12 protein-coding genes and 1 tRNA gene are annotated in these 15,901 nt (G+C 32.1%); 6 read left to right on the plus strand and 7 right to left on the minus strand.

What is annotated here, in order from left to right:
- Positions 1-85: 85 nt before the first annotated feature.
- The 6 genes from GGR97_RS05075 to GGR97_RS05100 all read right to left on the minus strand — a co-directional run bounded on the left by GGR97_RS05075 (position 86) and on the right by GGR97_RS05100 (position 5,599).
- Entirely contained in the window at positions 86-1,342 is a 1,257-nt protein-coding gene (locus tag GGR97_RS05075; RefSeq protein WP_167897438.1) for a hemolysin family protein, read from the minus strand.
- A gap of 5 nt (positions 1,343-1,347) precedes the next feature.
- Entirely contained in the window at positions 1,348-1,533 is a 186-nt protein-coding gene (locus tag GGR97_RS05080) for a hypothetical protein (protein ID WP_167897439.1), read from the minus strand.
- The gene (gene lptC, locus GGR97_RS05085; RefSeq protein WP_245229454.1) at positions 1,526-2,116 is read right to left on the minus strand and encodes an LPS export ABC transporter periplasmic protein LptC; all 591 of its coding nucleotides are present in this window, start codon (positions 2,114-2,116) and stop codon (positions 1,526-1,528) included. Before lptC ends, GGR97_RS05080 begins: the two co-directional genes overlap by 8 nt.
- Before the next feature lie 126 nt (positions 2,117-2,242).
- Positions 2,243-3,601 carry a tetratricopeptide repeat protein gene (locus GGR97_RS05090; RefSeq protein WP_167897440.1) on the minus strand — a complete coding sequence of 453 codons (1,359 nt, stop codon included), beginning with the start codon at positions 3,599-3,601 and terminating at the stop codon, positions 2,243-2,245.
- Between the two features lie 11 nt (positions 3,602-3,612).
- Positions 3,613-4,875, minus strand: coding sequence for a hypothetical protein (locus tag GGR97_RS05095; protein ID WP_167897441.1), 1,263 nt, complete (start codon positions 4,873-4,875; stop codon positions 3,613-3,615).
- Positions 4,856-5,599 (minus strand): type III pantothenate kinase, encoded by a 744-nt coding sequence (locus GGR97_RS05100; RefSeq protein ID WP_167897442.1) that lies wholly within the window; start codon positions 5,597-5,599, stop codon positions 4,856-4,858. Before GGR97_RS05100 ends, GGR97_RS05095 begins: the two co-directional genes overlap by 20 nt.
- Positions 5,600-5,698: 99 nt before the next feature.
- On the opposite strand from GGR97_RS05100, the gene GGR97_RS05105 reads away from it, so the two are divergent.
- A tRNA-Phe gene (locus GGR97_RS05105) sits at positions 5,699-5,771 on the plus strand.
- A gap of 60 nt (positions 5,772-5,831) precedes the next feature.
- Here GGR97_RS05105 and GGR97_RS05110 read toward each other — a convergent pair.
- Entirely contained in the window at positions 5,832-6,692 is an 861-nt protein-coding gene (locus GGR97_RS05110; RefSeq protein WP_167897443.1) for an AraC family transcriptional regulator, read from the minus strand.
- A gap of 233 nt (positions 6,693-6,925) precedes the next feature.
- Here GGR97_RS05110 and GGR97_RS05115 point away from each other — a divergent pair, with 233 nt between their 5' ends.
- The 5 genes from GGR97_RS05115 (at position 6,926) to GGR97_RS05135 (ending at position 15,901) form a co-directional block, all read left to right on the plus strand.
- Complete coding sequence (locus tag GGR97_RS05115; RefSeq protein ID WP_245229455.1) at positions 6,926-10,000, plus strand: SusC/RagA family TonB-linked outer membrane protein; 3,075 nt, start codon at positions 6,926-6,928, stop codon at positions 9,998-10,000.
- Between the two features lie 11 nt (positions 10,001-10,011).
- Positions 10,012-11,550, plus strand: coding sequence for a RagB/SusD family nutrient uptake outer membrane protein (locus tag GGR97_RS05120; protein ID WP_245229456.1), 1,539 nt, complete (start codon positions 10,012-10,014; stop codon positions 11,548-11,550).
- Between the two features lie 10 nt (positions 11,551-11,560).
- Positions 11,561-13,231, plus strand: a complete 1,671-nt coding sequence (locus GGR97_RS05125; RefSeq protein WP_167897444.1) for a type 1 periplasmic-binding domain-containing protein — start codon at positions 11,561-11,563, stop codon at positions 13,229-13,231.
- Between the two features lie 67 nt (positions 13,232-13,298).
- On the plus strand, positions 13,299-14,816 hold the full coding sequence (locus GGR97_RS05130; protein WP_167897445.1) for a hypothetical protein: 1,518 nt from the start codon (positions 13,299-13,301) through the stop codon (positions 14,814-14,816).
- A gap of 41 nt (positions 14,817-14,857) precedes the next feature.
- Complete coding sequence (locus tag GGR97_RS05135) at positions 14,858-15,901, plus strand: glycoside hydrolase family 130 protein (protein WP_167897446.1); 1,044 nt, start codon at positions 14,858-14,860, stop codon at positions 15,899-15,901.

The raw sequence follows: 15,901 nt of genomic DNA on the forward strand, positions 1-15,901 counted from the left end.
TTATGTGTAATTATTTTTGATTGTCCGCTAAAATACAATTTCAATTGAAATCAGAAAACAAAAAGATGGGAATTAAAGAAAAAACTTACTCTACTGCGTAATTAGATTTTATATACACTTCTTCTATATGTGTATTGTTCACCTTAATAATTTTAATATATAGGTTATTCATTACAAATTCTTCTCCCAATTGAGGAATGTCTTCTATGCTTTCTATAATATAACCTCCTAAGGTTTCGTAAGATTCAGATTTAGGAATATTTAATTCGTAAGCTTCATTTAAATAGTTCACCTCTAACCTTGCAGATAATTGATATTCATTATCGCTAATTTTTTCATCTGTTAAAGCTATTTTATCGTGCTCATCTTCTATTTCTCCAAACAATTCTTCTATAATATCTTCTACAGTAATTACTCCAGATGTACCTCCATATTCATCAATAACAACTGCTATACTTCTACGCTTTTTAGTCATTACGTTTAACACATCGTTAATCATCATAGATTCTGGAATATACTCTACAGGTAATATTACAGATTTAATGTTTTTAGGAAGTTTAAACATATCAAAAGCATGTACATAACCTACAATATCATCTAAAGAAGTTTTATAAATTAATATCTTAGAAAAACCTGTATCTACAAAACGGAGTTTTAATCTACTTACACGTTCGTGAATTTCAACAGCTTCAATATCTGTTCTTGGCACCATAATTTCACGTGCTTTTACAGAGTTAAAGCTTAATGCGTTTTGAAAAATCTGAATTTCAGAATCTATTACATCATCACTCTTACCTGTTTCAATCTGCTTGTCTATGTAATGTCCTAATTCTTCCTTGCTAAAATCTTCTTCTTCTTCTTCAGAACTGGTATTAAAAAATAATTTTAACAATCCGTCTGATATTTTTTTTATCACCCCAGATACTGGATAAAAAAGAATGTAAAACACATAGGCAGGTAATGCAAAAAAACGCAAGGTTTCGTTGGCATACACTCTAAAAATAGCTTTGGGTAAAAACTCTGCTGTAATTAGAATAACTAATGTTGAAATTACTGTTTGTATAAATAGAGAATCGTTAAAAGGCTCTGGTAAAATAGATACCAATTTAATTCCCATGTAATAACTATAAATAACCAAAGCAATATTGTTACCTACCAACATGGTTGTAATAAATCTTGATGATTTTTCTGTTAGTATGGTTAACAATTTAGAGGTTAATCCCTCTTTTTTCTTTTCTAGAGCTACTTGCAATTTGTTAGAAGACACAAAAGCAATTTCCAAGCCCGAAAAAAAGGCTGAAAGTAATATTGATATAAGAATTATGAGGTTTTCTAGATCCATTTAAGTTATTTTTTCATTTGTTTACTCCTAAACTTACGTTTAAAAACAAACATAAAGAATGCCAAAGCAGCCATAAATAAAGAAACGTACGATTTTTGTCTATCGGTATTCCAATTTGTAAATACTTCTACTAAAAAAACAAATCCTACGGCTAAATATGCCCACGCTATAATTTTTGAAAACTTATTCATTTGATTCTTCTTTATTATCGACAACAAAGTTACCGTTTGTATTATTTAATATCCAATTATTTAAACCACTATCCGACTCAAAACCAACACCGTGCAAGGTATCTTTTTCTGTATACAAAGTAAAAGGACTTTCTGTAAAAAAGTATTGTTCTTTTTGGTCCCAATACATTTGCTCGGAATTTAAAGTTGCATTGTTCTGATGGTTAATAACCACTACATCTCCTATAATTTCAGAAAAGTGAGTTAAATCGTAACTAACTGCATAGTTTCCTGTTACGGTTACAGAATCTCTTGTAATTCTATCTATAGAAACAATTTTAACTCCTTTAGGAAACTCCGAATAAGGATTTAATTTTCTATTGGTATAATCCCATAGTACAGGAGCTATTAACCTACTAGTAACTCTACCTGAGTCTTTATACACATGGTTTATATGTTCTGCAACACCAATAGGTAAATTCTGATCGGCTAAAAAGTCATTAATTTCTTTTGAGGAATTTTTACAACTAAAAAAAACAACCATAATAAATAGGGATATCCCCCATTGGTTTGTTTTTATTTTATTTCTTTTCCTTTGATTCATCTTCTTTTGTAAGTCCTACAAATATATAATTATAAATTCTAATGATTTCTATTCTTAAGCAAACAAAAACGCATAAAAAAAGCCAAAGAAATATCTTTGGCTTTTAATTTTTTATAAGAGTTTAGCTTAAGGTACTCTTACTGTTTCATGAATCCAACATTCAACAGTATAGCTATCTCCAGATTTTAATCCTAACTCATTGTTAAAGACTAGTTTTTTACTTGGTTGATTTGCTTTGTAAGATCTTGCTAAGTTTGCAGCATATACTCCAATACTTGGATCTACTCTACCCGCTTTTAAAGCATAGCTTTCTGCAACTACATAAGTCATACGTTTTTCAAACTCATCTCTACCACAACTGTTAGCTGCATCTGCATAAGATGTTGCTATTAATGTGTAAGCTCTACCTAAGTTAGGTTTTACAGCAATAGCTTTTTTGGCATAAGAAACAGCCTTTGCAGTTTGTCCTCTCTTTTTAAAGATATTTGCTACTTTATATAAGTTCTTCGCTTTTTTAGTAGGATCTGTTTCTTGAGAAATAGCTTTTTCAAAAAACTCAATTGCTTTTACAGTTTCTCCTTTGTCCATTAAAATACCTGCATACAATACAGAAGCTTCTGGAGATGGGTTTACATCTTGGTACTGAGCTACTAATTCAGTATACAATGGATCTTGAGTACAATCTTTTTTAAACATACGGTTAATAGCTCTTGTTAACCATTGTACATCTGTTTTGTGAGATGGAAATTCTTCTTTGTATAAAGGAATTAAATATTCACAAGTAGAAATTTCTTCAATTTTCTTATCTAAAATTCCTTCTACCTGACCTAAAGCTTTAGAGTTTTGGCTACTTATTTTTAATTTTCTCTTTTCAGAAGAAATTAATGTTTGACCAGATTCTTCTTTAGCTTGTAACTCTTGTACAATTTCTAAATAACCTTCAACCTTTTTATTCATTGCCTCTACAGTAACATCGTATGTGTTAAATACTAACTGTAAATTGTGATCTTTATTCTTTTCTACTACTGCATTAAAGAAATAAATAATAGAACCTACTCCTAATTTTGTAGGATCAATTTTAAATGCTTGTTCGTAGTGGCTGTAAATTTCTTCTTTATCTCCTTCTGTATCTACTAAGAAATCTGCATAATCACTATGTGCTTTTGCAGGGTCTACATTTGGATAAAACTCAAAACGTTTGTTAAACATTTTTTTACCTAAGGCTACAATTGCTGGTTTTTGTTCTGGTGTAGCAGTTTTTAAAACCGTATTAATTAATCCACCTCCATACTTATATATGTTAGCTGTTAAATTAGCACAGTTATCTAAACTGTATTCTAAATTTTTTAATGCTGAATCGTAATTTTTTGTTTTAATATCCGTTTTTAACATGTTGTACTTCAAAGCACAATCATCTTGCGCTTGAGCAGTGAACATAAAAACCGAAAATAAGGCTGTAAATAATGTGATTAGTTTTGTTTTCATTGTGATTATTGTTAGTCTATTACTCTTTTATTAAACCATTTATCTGAAAGTGAGAAATTAATTCCCACGTTAAAATACTCTTCTTGGTATTTGTTTTTATCTACATCTCCAATTTTACCAAGTTCAAATGATAGATTTAAATAAGAAACTCTTTTTCCTACAGGTAAACCAAACCCAAAAGACATGCCAAGATTTTTAACGCTGTTGTTATTTAGCACCAATCCTGTTGTTTCGTATTTAAAACCAGCTCTATAAGCTACTCTATTAAAATAGTTTTTTAACGCATACTTTTCAGGAATTATGTATCCTCCAATACTAATTTTATTAGAAGCTTCGTAAGATGCTGTAATTTCTGATGAATTTGTTTGATTAAAAACCGCTCCTGTGTAAGACAATGCATCCTGATTTTCATAAGAAAGCCCTGCAAACCAACGATTACGTTGTCCCAATCCTAATCCTACTATAGATTTAAATGGATTCGTTTCTGTTCCACTAATACTTTTTTGTTGGCTATTATCTCCTATCTCAGAATATACATTTTCATCTGTTTGAATAGCTTCGTAAAACTTTGAAGTTCCTGTTGCAGTAATATCATAAGCTAAAACACCGGTAGCACCAATGGTAGCTTCTAATTTTTCTGATAATGCATATTTATATTCTAGTCCAATTTTAGCAGAAGTACCTGTTACATTATAAGTATTGTCAAAAACAGTAGATTGTTGTACTCCTTTAAAAGCTTGTTTTTTTTCTGTTCTTCCAAAATACTGATTGAATTGTGCTCCTACAGACAAACCTTTAAAGACTTTGTATCCTAATCCAAAATAAGCCTGATTAACACCTCCGCTTCCGTAGTTGTAAAAATCATCATTATCTATTTCAAAACCTACGGCAGAATGGGCTCTTAATCCTACTGCCACACCTCCTTTTGTTCCTAACGGAAATCCTAAAGATAGGTTTGCTAACGAAATAGCAGAACTATTATAAGTAGCATTTTCTGTTTCAACATTAGTTCCTAATGCATTCATAGAAAGTGAAAAAGAAGTTAATTGCAAATTACTTAATAATGCTGGGTTTGTTATAGAAATTACTTCTTGAGTATTGTTATTTACTACTGATAAATCTCCTTGACCTTTTTCAGCAGTAGTAGCTTGGGAAAAAGGAGTTCCTAAACCATAATTAGACAACAAAGAAGAAACCTGCTGCTCTTGTGCGTAAACACTAGAAATAAAAACTGATACTATAAATATTAAGACACTATTTTTTCTTTGCTTCATCTGTACTTTGATATGTTAGAACCTCATTTAATCCTTCTAACAGAAAATTCGGGTTGACAAATATGCTATTTTTTAATTGCTTACACAAGAATTTAGCATCACCTCCTGTTAATATTATATTAACAATCCCGTATTTTTGTTCATAAGAGTTAATCATGCCTGCTATCTCAAACATTGTACCATTCAAAACCCCACTATACATAGAGGCTTCTGTTGTTTCTCCTTCTAAAGAAACAAACTCCTCTTTTACAGACAATTGAGGGAGTTTTTGAGTAAACAGATGCATACTTTTAAACTTCATTTCTATACCTGGAGAAATTGCACCACCTAGGTAGCATCCATTTTCATTTATAAAATCATAAGTAATGCAAGTTCCCGCATCAATTACTAAACAATTCTGATTTGGATACTTTATATAGGCTCCTGTAGTTAATGCAATTCTATCAACTCCTAAAGTTTTAGGTGTTTTGTACAAGTTTTTAAAAGGAATTGGAGTGGTATGAGAAAGGATTATCTTGTTTTTAATAGGTAAAGAATTAAAAATCTCTAAAATTTTATCAGTAACCGAAGAAACGATTGCTCCTTTAAAAGCGTATTTTGTAATTAATTCTTGAATTACTTTTTCACAAGAATCAAAATTAACCTGCTCTAAATCAAGCATCTTATTTCCATCAAAAACAGCAAGTTTTATTCTGGTATTTCCTTCATCAATAATTAAATTCATAGGTAGATTCATTTCAATTCAAATATAAGAACATTTTTTCTTCAAAAAGTTTGCAAAACTTTAAAAAGGTACTATATTTGCAACCGCTAAGTTAAGCATGGTGCCTTAGCTCAGTTGGTAGAGCAAAGGACTGAAAATCCTTGTGTCCCTGGTTCGATTCCTGGAGGCACCACAACAAAAACCACAACTTAATTGTTGTGGTTTTTTTGTTTTATAATACTTCTAAGAAAAACTAAACTCCCGCTACTTTATCATAATTTGTTTTAAACTCTTTTGGAGACATATTGTGTTTCTTTTTAAAAGCTCTGTTAAAACTTGATAAAGAATTAAAACCAGCAGCGTAAGAAATTTCACTAATAGGCATATTTGTTTCTGTTAGTAATTTTGTAACCACTCCCAACCTATAATCTAAAAGGTAGCTTGTAAAACTTTGATTGGTTCTTTTCTTAAAATAATGACTAAATGCAGATTCTGACATGTTTACCATTTCTGCAATTTTAGGCATTCTTATGTTTTTTTGATAATGCTCTTTAATATAGCTCATTACCAAAGAAATACGTCTACTTTCTCTTTGCTGACTATAATCTACACTTGCAGAACTACTCAATATTTTTTTATCTTCGGATGTTGACAGTATATGCAATATTTCTAAAAAAGTTAAAAAAGATTTAAAGTCTTTATTATGTTCTATCGTGTTTAATAAATCTAACACTCTTTGTTTGGTTGGATTCGAAAAAGTAATACCTCGTTTAGAAAGTTCTAATAATTTTTTAACCTCTTTAGATACGGAGTAGCTCATTATTTTAGAATACAAAAAATGCTCCTGAAACTGTATAGTTGTTACTCGAGCATTACTTATAATAGCATCAGAAGTCCAGAAATGTTTTAATTCAGGACCTAAAAGTGTTAAATCCACCCCTTCACATAATTCTACAGAATCTCCTACCGTTCTTTTCCCTTTAAAGTTTTCTATCAAATTTAACTCATATTCGTTATGAAAATGCAATGGATAATCAAATAACGCATTATCGTGTTTTAGAATTACAAATGGGTCATCTGACTTTATTGGGGTAATTTCTTTGATTGATTTCATCTAAAAAAAACAGTTATACAATTAATAAACAATCAGTTACATACTTTAAATCAATTTCTCTAAAATTAAATCATAATGACAACAAAGAGATCTATTGATTAAATTATTCATCAATATTAAATAAAAAAAATACAAATAGCTCAAAAAACGCACAGTATTCAGCATTATTTTACCAAAAAACCCTTAACTATATATCTAATTTTGACTCACTATTAACTCATAAACTATAATCAATGTATATAAAGAACCCAAAATGGCTTTTATCCGCCTTTTTATTTATGCTATGCATTAGTGCTATAAATGCTCAAACAACCGTTCGTGGTGTAGTATCCGATGAAAACAATCAATTACTACCTATTGTTAATGTTTTAGAAATAGGTACTAATAACGGAGCTACTACAGATTTTGATGGGAATTTTGAAATTAAAGTAACCAACAAAAATGCAGTTCTTGAATTTTCTTTTATTGGTTACAAAACACAAACAGTTGTGGTTGGAGATCAAGAAAATTTAAACGTTATATTAACGGAAGATGTTTCTCAACTAGAAGAAGTTGTTATTGTAGGATATGGATCTGTTAAAAAGAGCGACTTAACAGGATCTGTTTCTTCTGTAGACATGAAAAATCTACCCTCAAAGCCCGCAAATTCTATAGATGGTTTGTTACAAGGTCAAGTAGCAGGTGTACAAGTAACCTCATCTTCTGATGATCCTGGTGCAGGGGCAACTATAAGAATTAGAGGAGGTAGTTCTCTTAATGGTGGTAACGATCCTCTAGTGGTGGTTGATGGATTTCCTATTGGATATGCAGGTGATTTAAAGCAAATTTCACCTCAAGACATTGCTTCTATGGAAGTTTTAAAAGATGCTTCTGCTTCTGCAATCTACGGATCTCGTGGAGCTAACGGAGTAATAATGATTACTACCAAAAAAGGAAGTAAGCACAAAACAGAAATTAGCGTTTCACAACAAACCACATTTTCAGAATTTACTTCTGAATTAAACTTATGGAGAGATCCTGTATTAATGGCTCAAATAAGTAACGAAAGCCGTATAAATGGTGGTTTTACTCCTCTTTACATTGGTGCTAATGATCCTAACGGAGTTTATTACCCATCAGTAACAGAATTAAGAAACGGAACTTGGACTACTAATACTAAATGGGATGATATTGTGTTTAGAGCCCCAATATCTAACAATACCAACGTAGCTATTAGAAATCAAACCGATAAAACTCAGTTTAGCTTAAGTACTACCTATTTTACAAATCAAGGTGTGTATATAGAAGATGACTACAAAAAACTAAACATCAACTTAAACGTAGTTCATAAAATCTACAACGACAAAGCAACCGTAGGAACCAATGTTATCTATTCTAAAGGAAACAAAAACAACAACGGTGGCTTGGCTTATTGGCGTAACCCTATTTTTCCTGTGTATAATGGAACTGATGATTATTATTTAATAGGAAATCAAGATTATAGTCATCCTATAGCCTTAACAGAGAAAAGAAGTAATCAAAATAATTTTAAAGACTTTATAGGTTCTGCTTTTATAGACGTGCAATTACTTCCTTCTTTAAAATTAAAAACACAATTAAACCACAAATTTGGATCTTCTATAACAGATTACTACAATCCTAAAATATATACAGAAGACGGAAACTTTAACAATGGATCTGGAGGAATTAACAACTGGGAAAGTAGTGAAACTGTAGCTGAATCTTTTTTAACTTTTAGCAAAACATATAACGATATACATGACTTTAGTGCCATGGGTGGTTTTTCATACCAATACTACCAAAGTCGTTCATCAGATTTAAAAGCCTATGATTTTTTAAACGAATCTTTAGGTAACGGAAATCTTTCTGCAGGAAACCCTGATCAGCAATCTGTTGCCAATAGTTTTACAGAAACTGTAATGTACTCTGGTTTAGGTCGTTTAAATTATACTTATAAAAGTAAATACCTAGCTACTTTTACCATGCGTGCAGATGGTTCTTCTAAATTTGGAGCTAATAATAGATGGGCTTATTTCCCTTCTGGAGCTTTAGGATGGAAAATGCATCAAGAAGAGTTTATTAAAGAATTAGACATTTTTAATGAACTAAAATTAAGATCTAGTTATGGTATTTCTGGAAATCAAGGTATTTCTCCTTATTTAATTAATAGCAGATACGGACAAGATCAATACTATGTAAACGGTCGTTTTCAAACAACTATTGGTCCAGGATATGTAATTGGACAAGATGCACAAAGCGGTAAAAAATCATGGGGAGGTATTCCTAATCCAGATTTAAAATGGGAAACAACCTCGCAATTTAACATCGGTGCCGATTTTGCTTTCTTTAATCGTGCTTTAAAAGTAACCTTTGATTACTACAACAAATACACTACAGATTTACTTAGAGAACGTTTACTTTCTCCCTCTTCTTCTTATGATAGAATGTGGGTAAATGATGGAGAAATTGAAAATCAAGGAGTAGAATTAACTATTGATGCAAACATTATTAATAAAACAGATTGGGGAATTAGCGGAACTCTAATGCTATCTAAAAACAAAAACAAAGTAGTTAGCCTTGGAAACGCAGTTTCTTCTGGATTAAATACCGATGCATTAACTGGAATGAAATATGAGTTTTCTGGAAGTCAAGTAGAAGCTTTTAGAGCAGTACCTAACATTTTAGCTGTAGGACAACCTATCAACGTATTTTATGGGTACAAAGTAGATGGTATTATTCAATCTAATGCCGAAGGATTGGCTGCAGGTTTAACTGGAGATTTAGCACAACCTGGAGAATTTAAATATGTAGATTTAAATGAAGATGGTGTTATAGACCAAGATGACCGTACTATTATTGGAAATCCTAATCCTGATTTTATTGCTAGTTTAAATCTACAAGGTCGTTACAAAAAGTTTGACATCTCACTATTCTTTAACGGTAGTTTTGGACAAGACATTTTTAACACCAAAGCTTTTGGAGAACCAAGCAATCAACCTCTACGTTGGACTCAAGACAACACTACAAACAATTATCCTAGCTTAAGAGATGGACGTAATTTAAGCATGTCTGATTGGTTTATAGAAAACGGAAGCTTTTTACGTCTTCAAAACCTTTCTGTAGGATACAAACTAGATAACTTAAGTACATCTGGAATTACCAATGGTAGAGTATTTATTAACGGAACAAACTTATTTACCCTTACTAATTTTAAAGGTTATGATCCAGAAGTAGGAACTGATGGAATTTACTGGGGAGGATATCCTAAATTAAGAAATTGGACCATAGGTGTAGAACTAACCTTTTAATTCTAAACATGATGAAAAACACATTAACAATACGAAAAGAATTGAAAAAAATGAATATTAAAAAAATAATATTAGGAATTACACTGGCTATAGGAATTGTTTCTTGTGAGAGTTTAGATGTAGAACCAAAAGGTTTTTATTCTGATCAAAACTTTTACAAAACTGTAGACGATGCAGAAGCAGCAACGCTATATGCATATGATGCCCTTACCTTAGTAAGTTACGCACCGGTAACCTTTTATTTAACAGAGCTAGCCACAGACAACTGTTCTGTAAAACCTGATGAAGGTGCAGATGCTCAAGCTTTTGTAAATTGGGAAGTAAGCTCACAAAACGAATTGTTAACTCAGTTTTATAGATCTATATACATTGCTATTAACCGTGCCAATGCTGTTATAGAAAACATACCAGGCAAAGGCTTTAATCAAGAAGATGAAAGAAGATTAATGGGAGAAGCTTTGTTCTTAAGAGCCTTTAATCACTTTAATGCCGTAAAAGCTTTTGGCTTGGCTCCTATTCAAAAATCTTTAATTGATGAACTAAACGAAACAACAGCTTCGTTACCCAACGACATGCAAGAAATGTATGCATTCATTATAGAAGATCTTACAACTGCTATTGATTATTTAGAAATTAATAGAGTTACAGGTAGAGCAGATAAAGTGGCTGCACAAGCACTTTTGTCTAAAGTCTATTTATTTGCAGCCTCTGCTAAAGAAAGTGGGGTTCCTAAGTACAATGCGCTTACAGAAAGTGTAGACAACTTATACGCTAAAGCTGCAGAATATTCTGGATATGTTTTAAATAATCAAGGAGAATATGCACACGACACCAATATTCAGAACATCTATAATTCAGAAATGCCAAATGGTCCAGAACACATCTTTATTTTATCCCTAGATCGTACAGGAACTCAAGAAGGTGATTATTCTAAACTTTCAAAATATTTTATTCCTTATATCAGTGGAGCAAATGTCTATTTAAAAAACACTGACGATAGTTTTTCAAAAACTCATGATGGATGGAGCGTATTTCAAACAAATGATGATTTATACAATTCTTACGAACCTACAGACAAACGTCGTACTGAATTAATTGTTTCAGAAGTGTTTAATGAAGCTGGTACTTCTATTGGAACCGTAGCAGATGAAACCATTATTTATCCGTTTACTAGAAAATATGTAGACCCTAATTTTGAAGGAGACAAAACAAGTACAAGACCCTATTTAATTCGTTATTCAGACATTCAATTAGTGTATGCAGAAGCTACTGCCAATACAGATGGATTGATACAATACAATCAAATTAGAAACAGAGCTGGTATTGATGAATTAGCAGATTTAGGAGGTTTATCTAAAGCCGATTTTAGAGACTTGGTAGTTCAAGAACGTCAGAGAGAATTAGCTTTTGAAGGAGACCGTCTTTGGGATTTAAGACGTAAAAATATTGTACAAGCTAATGTTACAGAGGCAGCAGGATTGTCTCCAGAAGCAGTTGCTTTTTTCCCAATTCCTCAGCGTGAAATAGATTTAAATCCAAACATCAATTAAACCTAAAAAAATGAAAAAATTACACAACATATATCTTATGATACTTGTAGTTTTTATGGCTGCTTGTACACAAGATCCTCTTAAAGACATTACAGAAGGAACAAATTGGCAAAAAGAACGCAACATTGTTTCTATATTAATTGAAGGACAAATAGGTACCGCTGTTATTGAACGTGAAAACGACAAAGCAGAAATTAAAATTTATGCAAAAACAGAAAACATTGCCGATATTTCTAAAGTACAAATCAAAGCTATAGAATTGGCTTACGGAGCTAGTACTACTAACAAATCAGGTACTACTTTAGACTTTACAAGCGGAACAACCAACATTACCGTTACATCTGGTGCAAACACAACATTAGATTGGAAAGTTTCTTTACTTCCTTTTAAATCAGACCTAGAAGGTGTGTGGTATATTGGAGACATTCGTATGTACTGTGATATGTTTACTTGGGAAACTTGGGGATGGGAAAAAAATGAAAGCATTTTTGGTTACTTGCCAGAGTTAAGTCCAGAATGGGACAACACCATTACTTTTACTGTAGAAGGTGCCGATGAAAAAGGAAATCCTTTTGGTAGTTACCAACACAGTGCAGGAAACGATGATGTATTTGGAAATTTTGGAGACACAGCTAAAGGATGGGATTTTAATGAAAGATTCCGTAAAATTCCAAAAAACGAAGGTACTTGGTTAAGAGATTTTGAACGTAACAAAGTAATTATTACGGATGAAAACAATATAGAGCATGAGTTAGATTTAGAGGTTTTAACAGAAACCAATGAAGTATCTCTTAAAGCAACAATTCCTTATTTATCAGATCTTTTTAGCTGGACAGATACAGATTATACTTACGAAGAACTGGCTCATATGTCTAACCCAATGTGGTACACCTTAACTAAAAATCGCGTACTACAAACAGGAAACAGCATTACTGATTTTACCGTAAAAGACCAAGATGGTAATGCAACTATAGATGTTGACAATAAAGAAATTACAGTCGTAATATCAGACAGTGGAGCTAATCTAGCAGCTATAGAAGTTACAGACTTAGCCATTTCTTATGGAGCAACTGCAACAATTAACACAGGAGATACATTAGACTTTTCATCAGAAAACAAAACTACCATTACCGTAACTTCCGAAACAAATGAAGCTGTTATATGGACTGTTAAAATTGTAGTTAAAAACAATCTAGAAGGTTCATACTCTAATCCTAAATCTACCATTTACGTAAATCAAGAATTTGGTAGTGACTACAGTAAAAACATTAGTGATGATTTTACAAATGCAGCTTTAGAATTTGACAACACAATTTCTATTACAAGCACAGGTTACAATGGAGATAGACCAAACGGAACTATAACCAATAACGCTGGTACAGATGGATTGTATGCTAATTATGATCATGTAGATACAGATGTAGATTTAAATGCAAAACTTAGGCACTTACTTCCTACAGGAGAATCTTATTGGGAAATGGATGCCAGTACAAATACCCTATACATAGGTACATCCAAAGACAATATAACCTCTCAAGCAAAAATTATATCTACAGACACAGGTATGGTACTAGCATTTGATCTTACTTATAAAGAAAACGAACCTAAATGGAATTATGGTAATTACGACAATTACATGTGCTGGTCTTATAAATTCGAAATCACACTAGACAAGCAATAATAAGTTTATGATAAGAACCTACTAACCAAATTTTATTTGTTAACGGGTTCCTTTAAAAATATTTAAAATGAAAACAAACAATATGTTAACAGCAATTTTTTCACTGTTTCTTACACTTGTAAGTTGTGATGATATAGAACCTTCTTTTGATAGTGTTCAAAAAAACAGAGAACTAACCATTACCAACGAACTTCTTTCTTCATCATTTGTAGGAAACGGAGCACAATGGGGCGGATATGATGTAGTACCTACTTGGCTAGGAACAGAAACTTTAAGCGATGCTGACTGGAACAAACTATATGAAAGAATAGATTTTATGAGACCTCCATTTTTAAGAATCCTTACGAACTCCGGTTGGTCTTATGATAACAATGGAACTTATGATGAAACTACCAAAACAGCTTCCTTATTTAAAATGTTAGACTATGCTAAAAGTAGAAACATAGAAATAACCTATGGAGAATGGGGACACAGTTATGTAGACAATATTAACACCATAGACATGGATTGGATTGCTAATTCTGTAAAGTTTTTAAACTACTTAGTAAACACTAAAGGCTATACCAATATTAAAACCGTAAACATTATAAACGAACCTAACGGAAGTTGGTCTACAACAGCAGGTAGCTATACTATTTGGAAAGATGTACAACTAGCCTATGTTGCAGAAATGGCTAACTACAGCTTAGACAACGTAAAATTAATGGGTCCAGATATTGCCGTATTCAATACAGCAAGTCAAACAAATTGGCTTACAGATACACACACAGATTTAGGAGACAATATAGGATTGTATGATATTCATGTATACCCTAAACAACAATTAATTCGCAATGGTGATTTTGCTGATATGTTAAGAGCCTATAAAAAAGCAACTCCAGCAAACAAACAATTGGTCTTAGGAGAAATAGGATTTAAATACACCGAAGTAGATGCTGAATTAAAAACACTAAACGAAGAAGCCATTGCCAATGACCCTTATGCTGGAGAAGATTCTAACATGATGATTTATAAAGCTTTTTATGGAATAGACATGGCAGATGCTTTAATCCAAGCAATGAGAGAAGGATACTCTGGTTCTTTAGTATGGAATATGGATGATGCCATGTACAATAGTCCAGATAATGGCGATTATCAAACTACTAAATTAAAACGTTGGGGATTCTGGAATATTTTAGGAGATGAATTAACAGGAAAACCTGAAGACGAAGACATTAGACCTTACTTCTACCCTGTTTCTTTATTAACACGTTATTTTCCTGCTGGTAGTGATATTTACAATGTAGAGCTACCCGATAAAAAAGGAGTTAGAGCAGTTGTTGGAGTACACAATGGCAAACACACTATTGCTTTAGTTAACTCACACTACACCACTTATAACATTGTTTTAAAATCAGATTTCATCAAAAACTTAGTAGCAGATAAATATACCTACACATCAAAATCCGACGGATCATTCATCGGAAAAGTAGATGAAAATGGTTTTGCTAGCCCTATAGAAACCAACATGAATTTAAACTTTGAAAAAGGAGTAAATATGACACTTTCTGGAGAGTCATTCATTTTATTCACAAACATGAATTAATCTAAACCAATACAAAAACAATAACAAAAAAATTAAACAAAATGAATCATACTTTAGAAAACAAAACCGCCTTATTTCGCTTAGAAAAACATCAAAACAATCCTATTTTTAGCCCAAACCCAGAGAATCAATGGGAAAACATAGTTGTATGTAATCCAGGTGTTTGGTATGAAAATGGTAAATTCTCTATGTTATACAGAGCTGCCGGTGATGATAAAGAACATTATATTAGATTTGGATTGGCAGAAAGCACAGATGGAATTAATTTTACCAGAGTTTCAGATGAACCTGTATTTTCTCCAAGTATAGATGGTCCAGATATGGGAGGTGTAGAAGATCCTAGAATTGCAAAATTTGGAGATGAATTTTACGTGACTTATGCATACAGACCTTTTCCTCCTGGACAATATTGGAAATTTGCACACGACGTAATTTTGTTACCAGAATCTGGAGAAGATACTCCTAAGGTATATAAAAACAACGTTGCCAATTCAGGTTTAGCCATTTCAAAAGACTTAAAAACATTTAAAAGATTAGGGAGAATTACCACATCAAACTTAGACGATAGAGATGTTATTCTTTTTCCAGAAAAAATAAACGGAAAATATGCAATGCTTCACAGACCTAAAGAATGGGTTGGTGAAAAATACGGTACCAACAAACCTGCCATATGGATTCGATTTTCTGATGACTTAATGGTTTGGGAAGAAGAAAGTACTTTATTAATTGCTGGAATTCCTGGAACATGGGAAGAAAAAGTAGGTGGAAGTACTCCTCCTTTAAGAACCAAAGACGGATGGTTGGTTATTTACCACGGTGTAGAAAACGGAGGTTTAGGCTACTACAGAGCTGGAGTTGCTTTGTTAGACATTAACGATCCTACAAAAGTAATTGGTAGATTAGAGAACTGGATTATGGAACCAGAACACAGTTACGAAATTGAAGGATACTACAAAGGTTGTGTATTTCCTACAGGAAATATTATTATAGACGATACTTTACATGTATACTATGGTGCTGCCGATAAATATATTGGTTTAGCTACTTGTAGTGTTAGTGCTTTATTAGACGAATTAAAAAAATAA

It is taken from the genome of Wenyingzhuangia aestuarii (assembly GCF_011927765.1).
In the GTDB taxonomy this organism is placed as follows: domain Bacteria; phylum Bacteroidota; class Bacteroidia; order Flavobacteriales; family Flavobacteriaceae; genus Wenyingzhuangia; species Wenyingzhuangia aestuarii.

Bases quoted from the DNA above. Each gene is read 5' to 3' on its own strand.
- GGR97_RS05075 (WP_167897438.1), bottom strand. From the start codon at position 1,342: ATGGATCTAGAAAACCTCATAATTCTTATATCAATATTACTTTCAGCC.
- GGR97_RS05080 (WP_167897439.1), bottom strand. From the start codon at position 1,533: ATGAATAAGTTTTCAAAAATTATAGCGTGGGCATATTTAGCCGTAGGA.
- lptC (WP_245229454.1), bottom strand. From the start codon at position 2,116: ATGAATCAAAGGAAAAGAAATAAAATAAAAACAAACCAATGGGGGATA.
- GGR97_RS05090 (WP_167897440.1), bottom strand. From the start codon at position 3,601: ATGAAAACAAAACTAATCACATTATTTACAGCCTTATTTTCGGTTTTT.
- GGR97_RS05095 (WP_167897441.1), bottom strand. From the start codon at position 4,875: ATGAAGCAAAGAAAAAATAGTGTCTTAATATTTATAGTATCAGTTTTT.
- GGR97_RS05100 (WP_167897442.1), bottom strand. From the start codon at position 5,599: ATGAATTTAATTATTGATGAAGGAAATACCAGAATAAAACTTGCTGTT.
- GGR97_RS05110 (WP_167897443.1), bottom strand. From the start codon at position 6,692: ATGAAATCAATCAAAGAAATTACCCCAATAAAGTCAGATGACCCATTT.
- GGR97_RS05115 (WP_245229455.1), top strand. From the start codon at position 6,926: ATGTATATAAAGAACCCAAAATGGCTTTTATCCGCCTTTTTATTTATG.
- GGR97_RS05120 (WP_245229456.1), top strand. From the start codon at position 10,012: ATGAAAAACACATTAACAATACGAAAAGAATTGAAAAAAATGAATATT.
- GGR97_RS05125 (WP_167897444.1), top strand. From the start codon at position 11,561: ATGAAAAAATTACACAACATATATCTTATGATACTTGTAGTTTTTATG.
- GGR97_RS05130 (WP_167897445.1), top strand. From the start codon at position 13,299: ATGAAAACAAACAATATGTTAACAGCAATTTTTTCACTGTTTCTTACA.
- GGR97_RS05135 (WP_167897446.1), top strand. From the start codon at position 14,858: ATGAATCATACTTTAGAAAACAAAACCGCCTTATTTCGCTTAGAAAAA.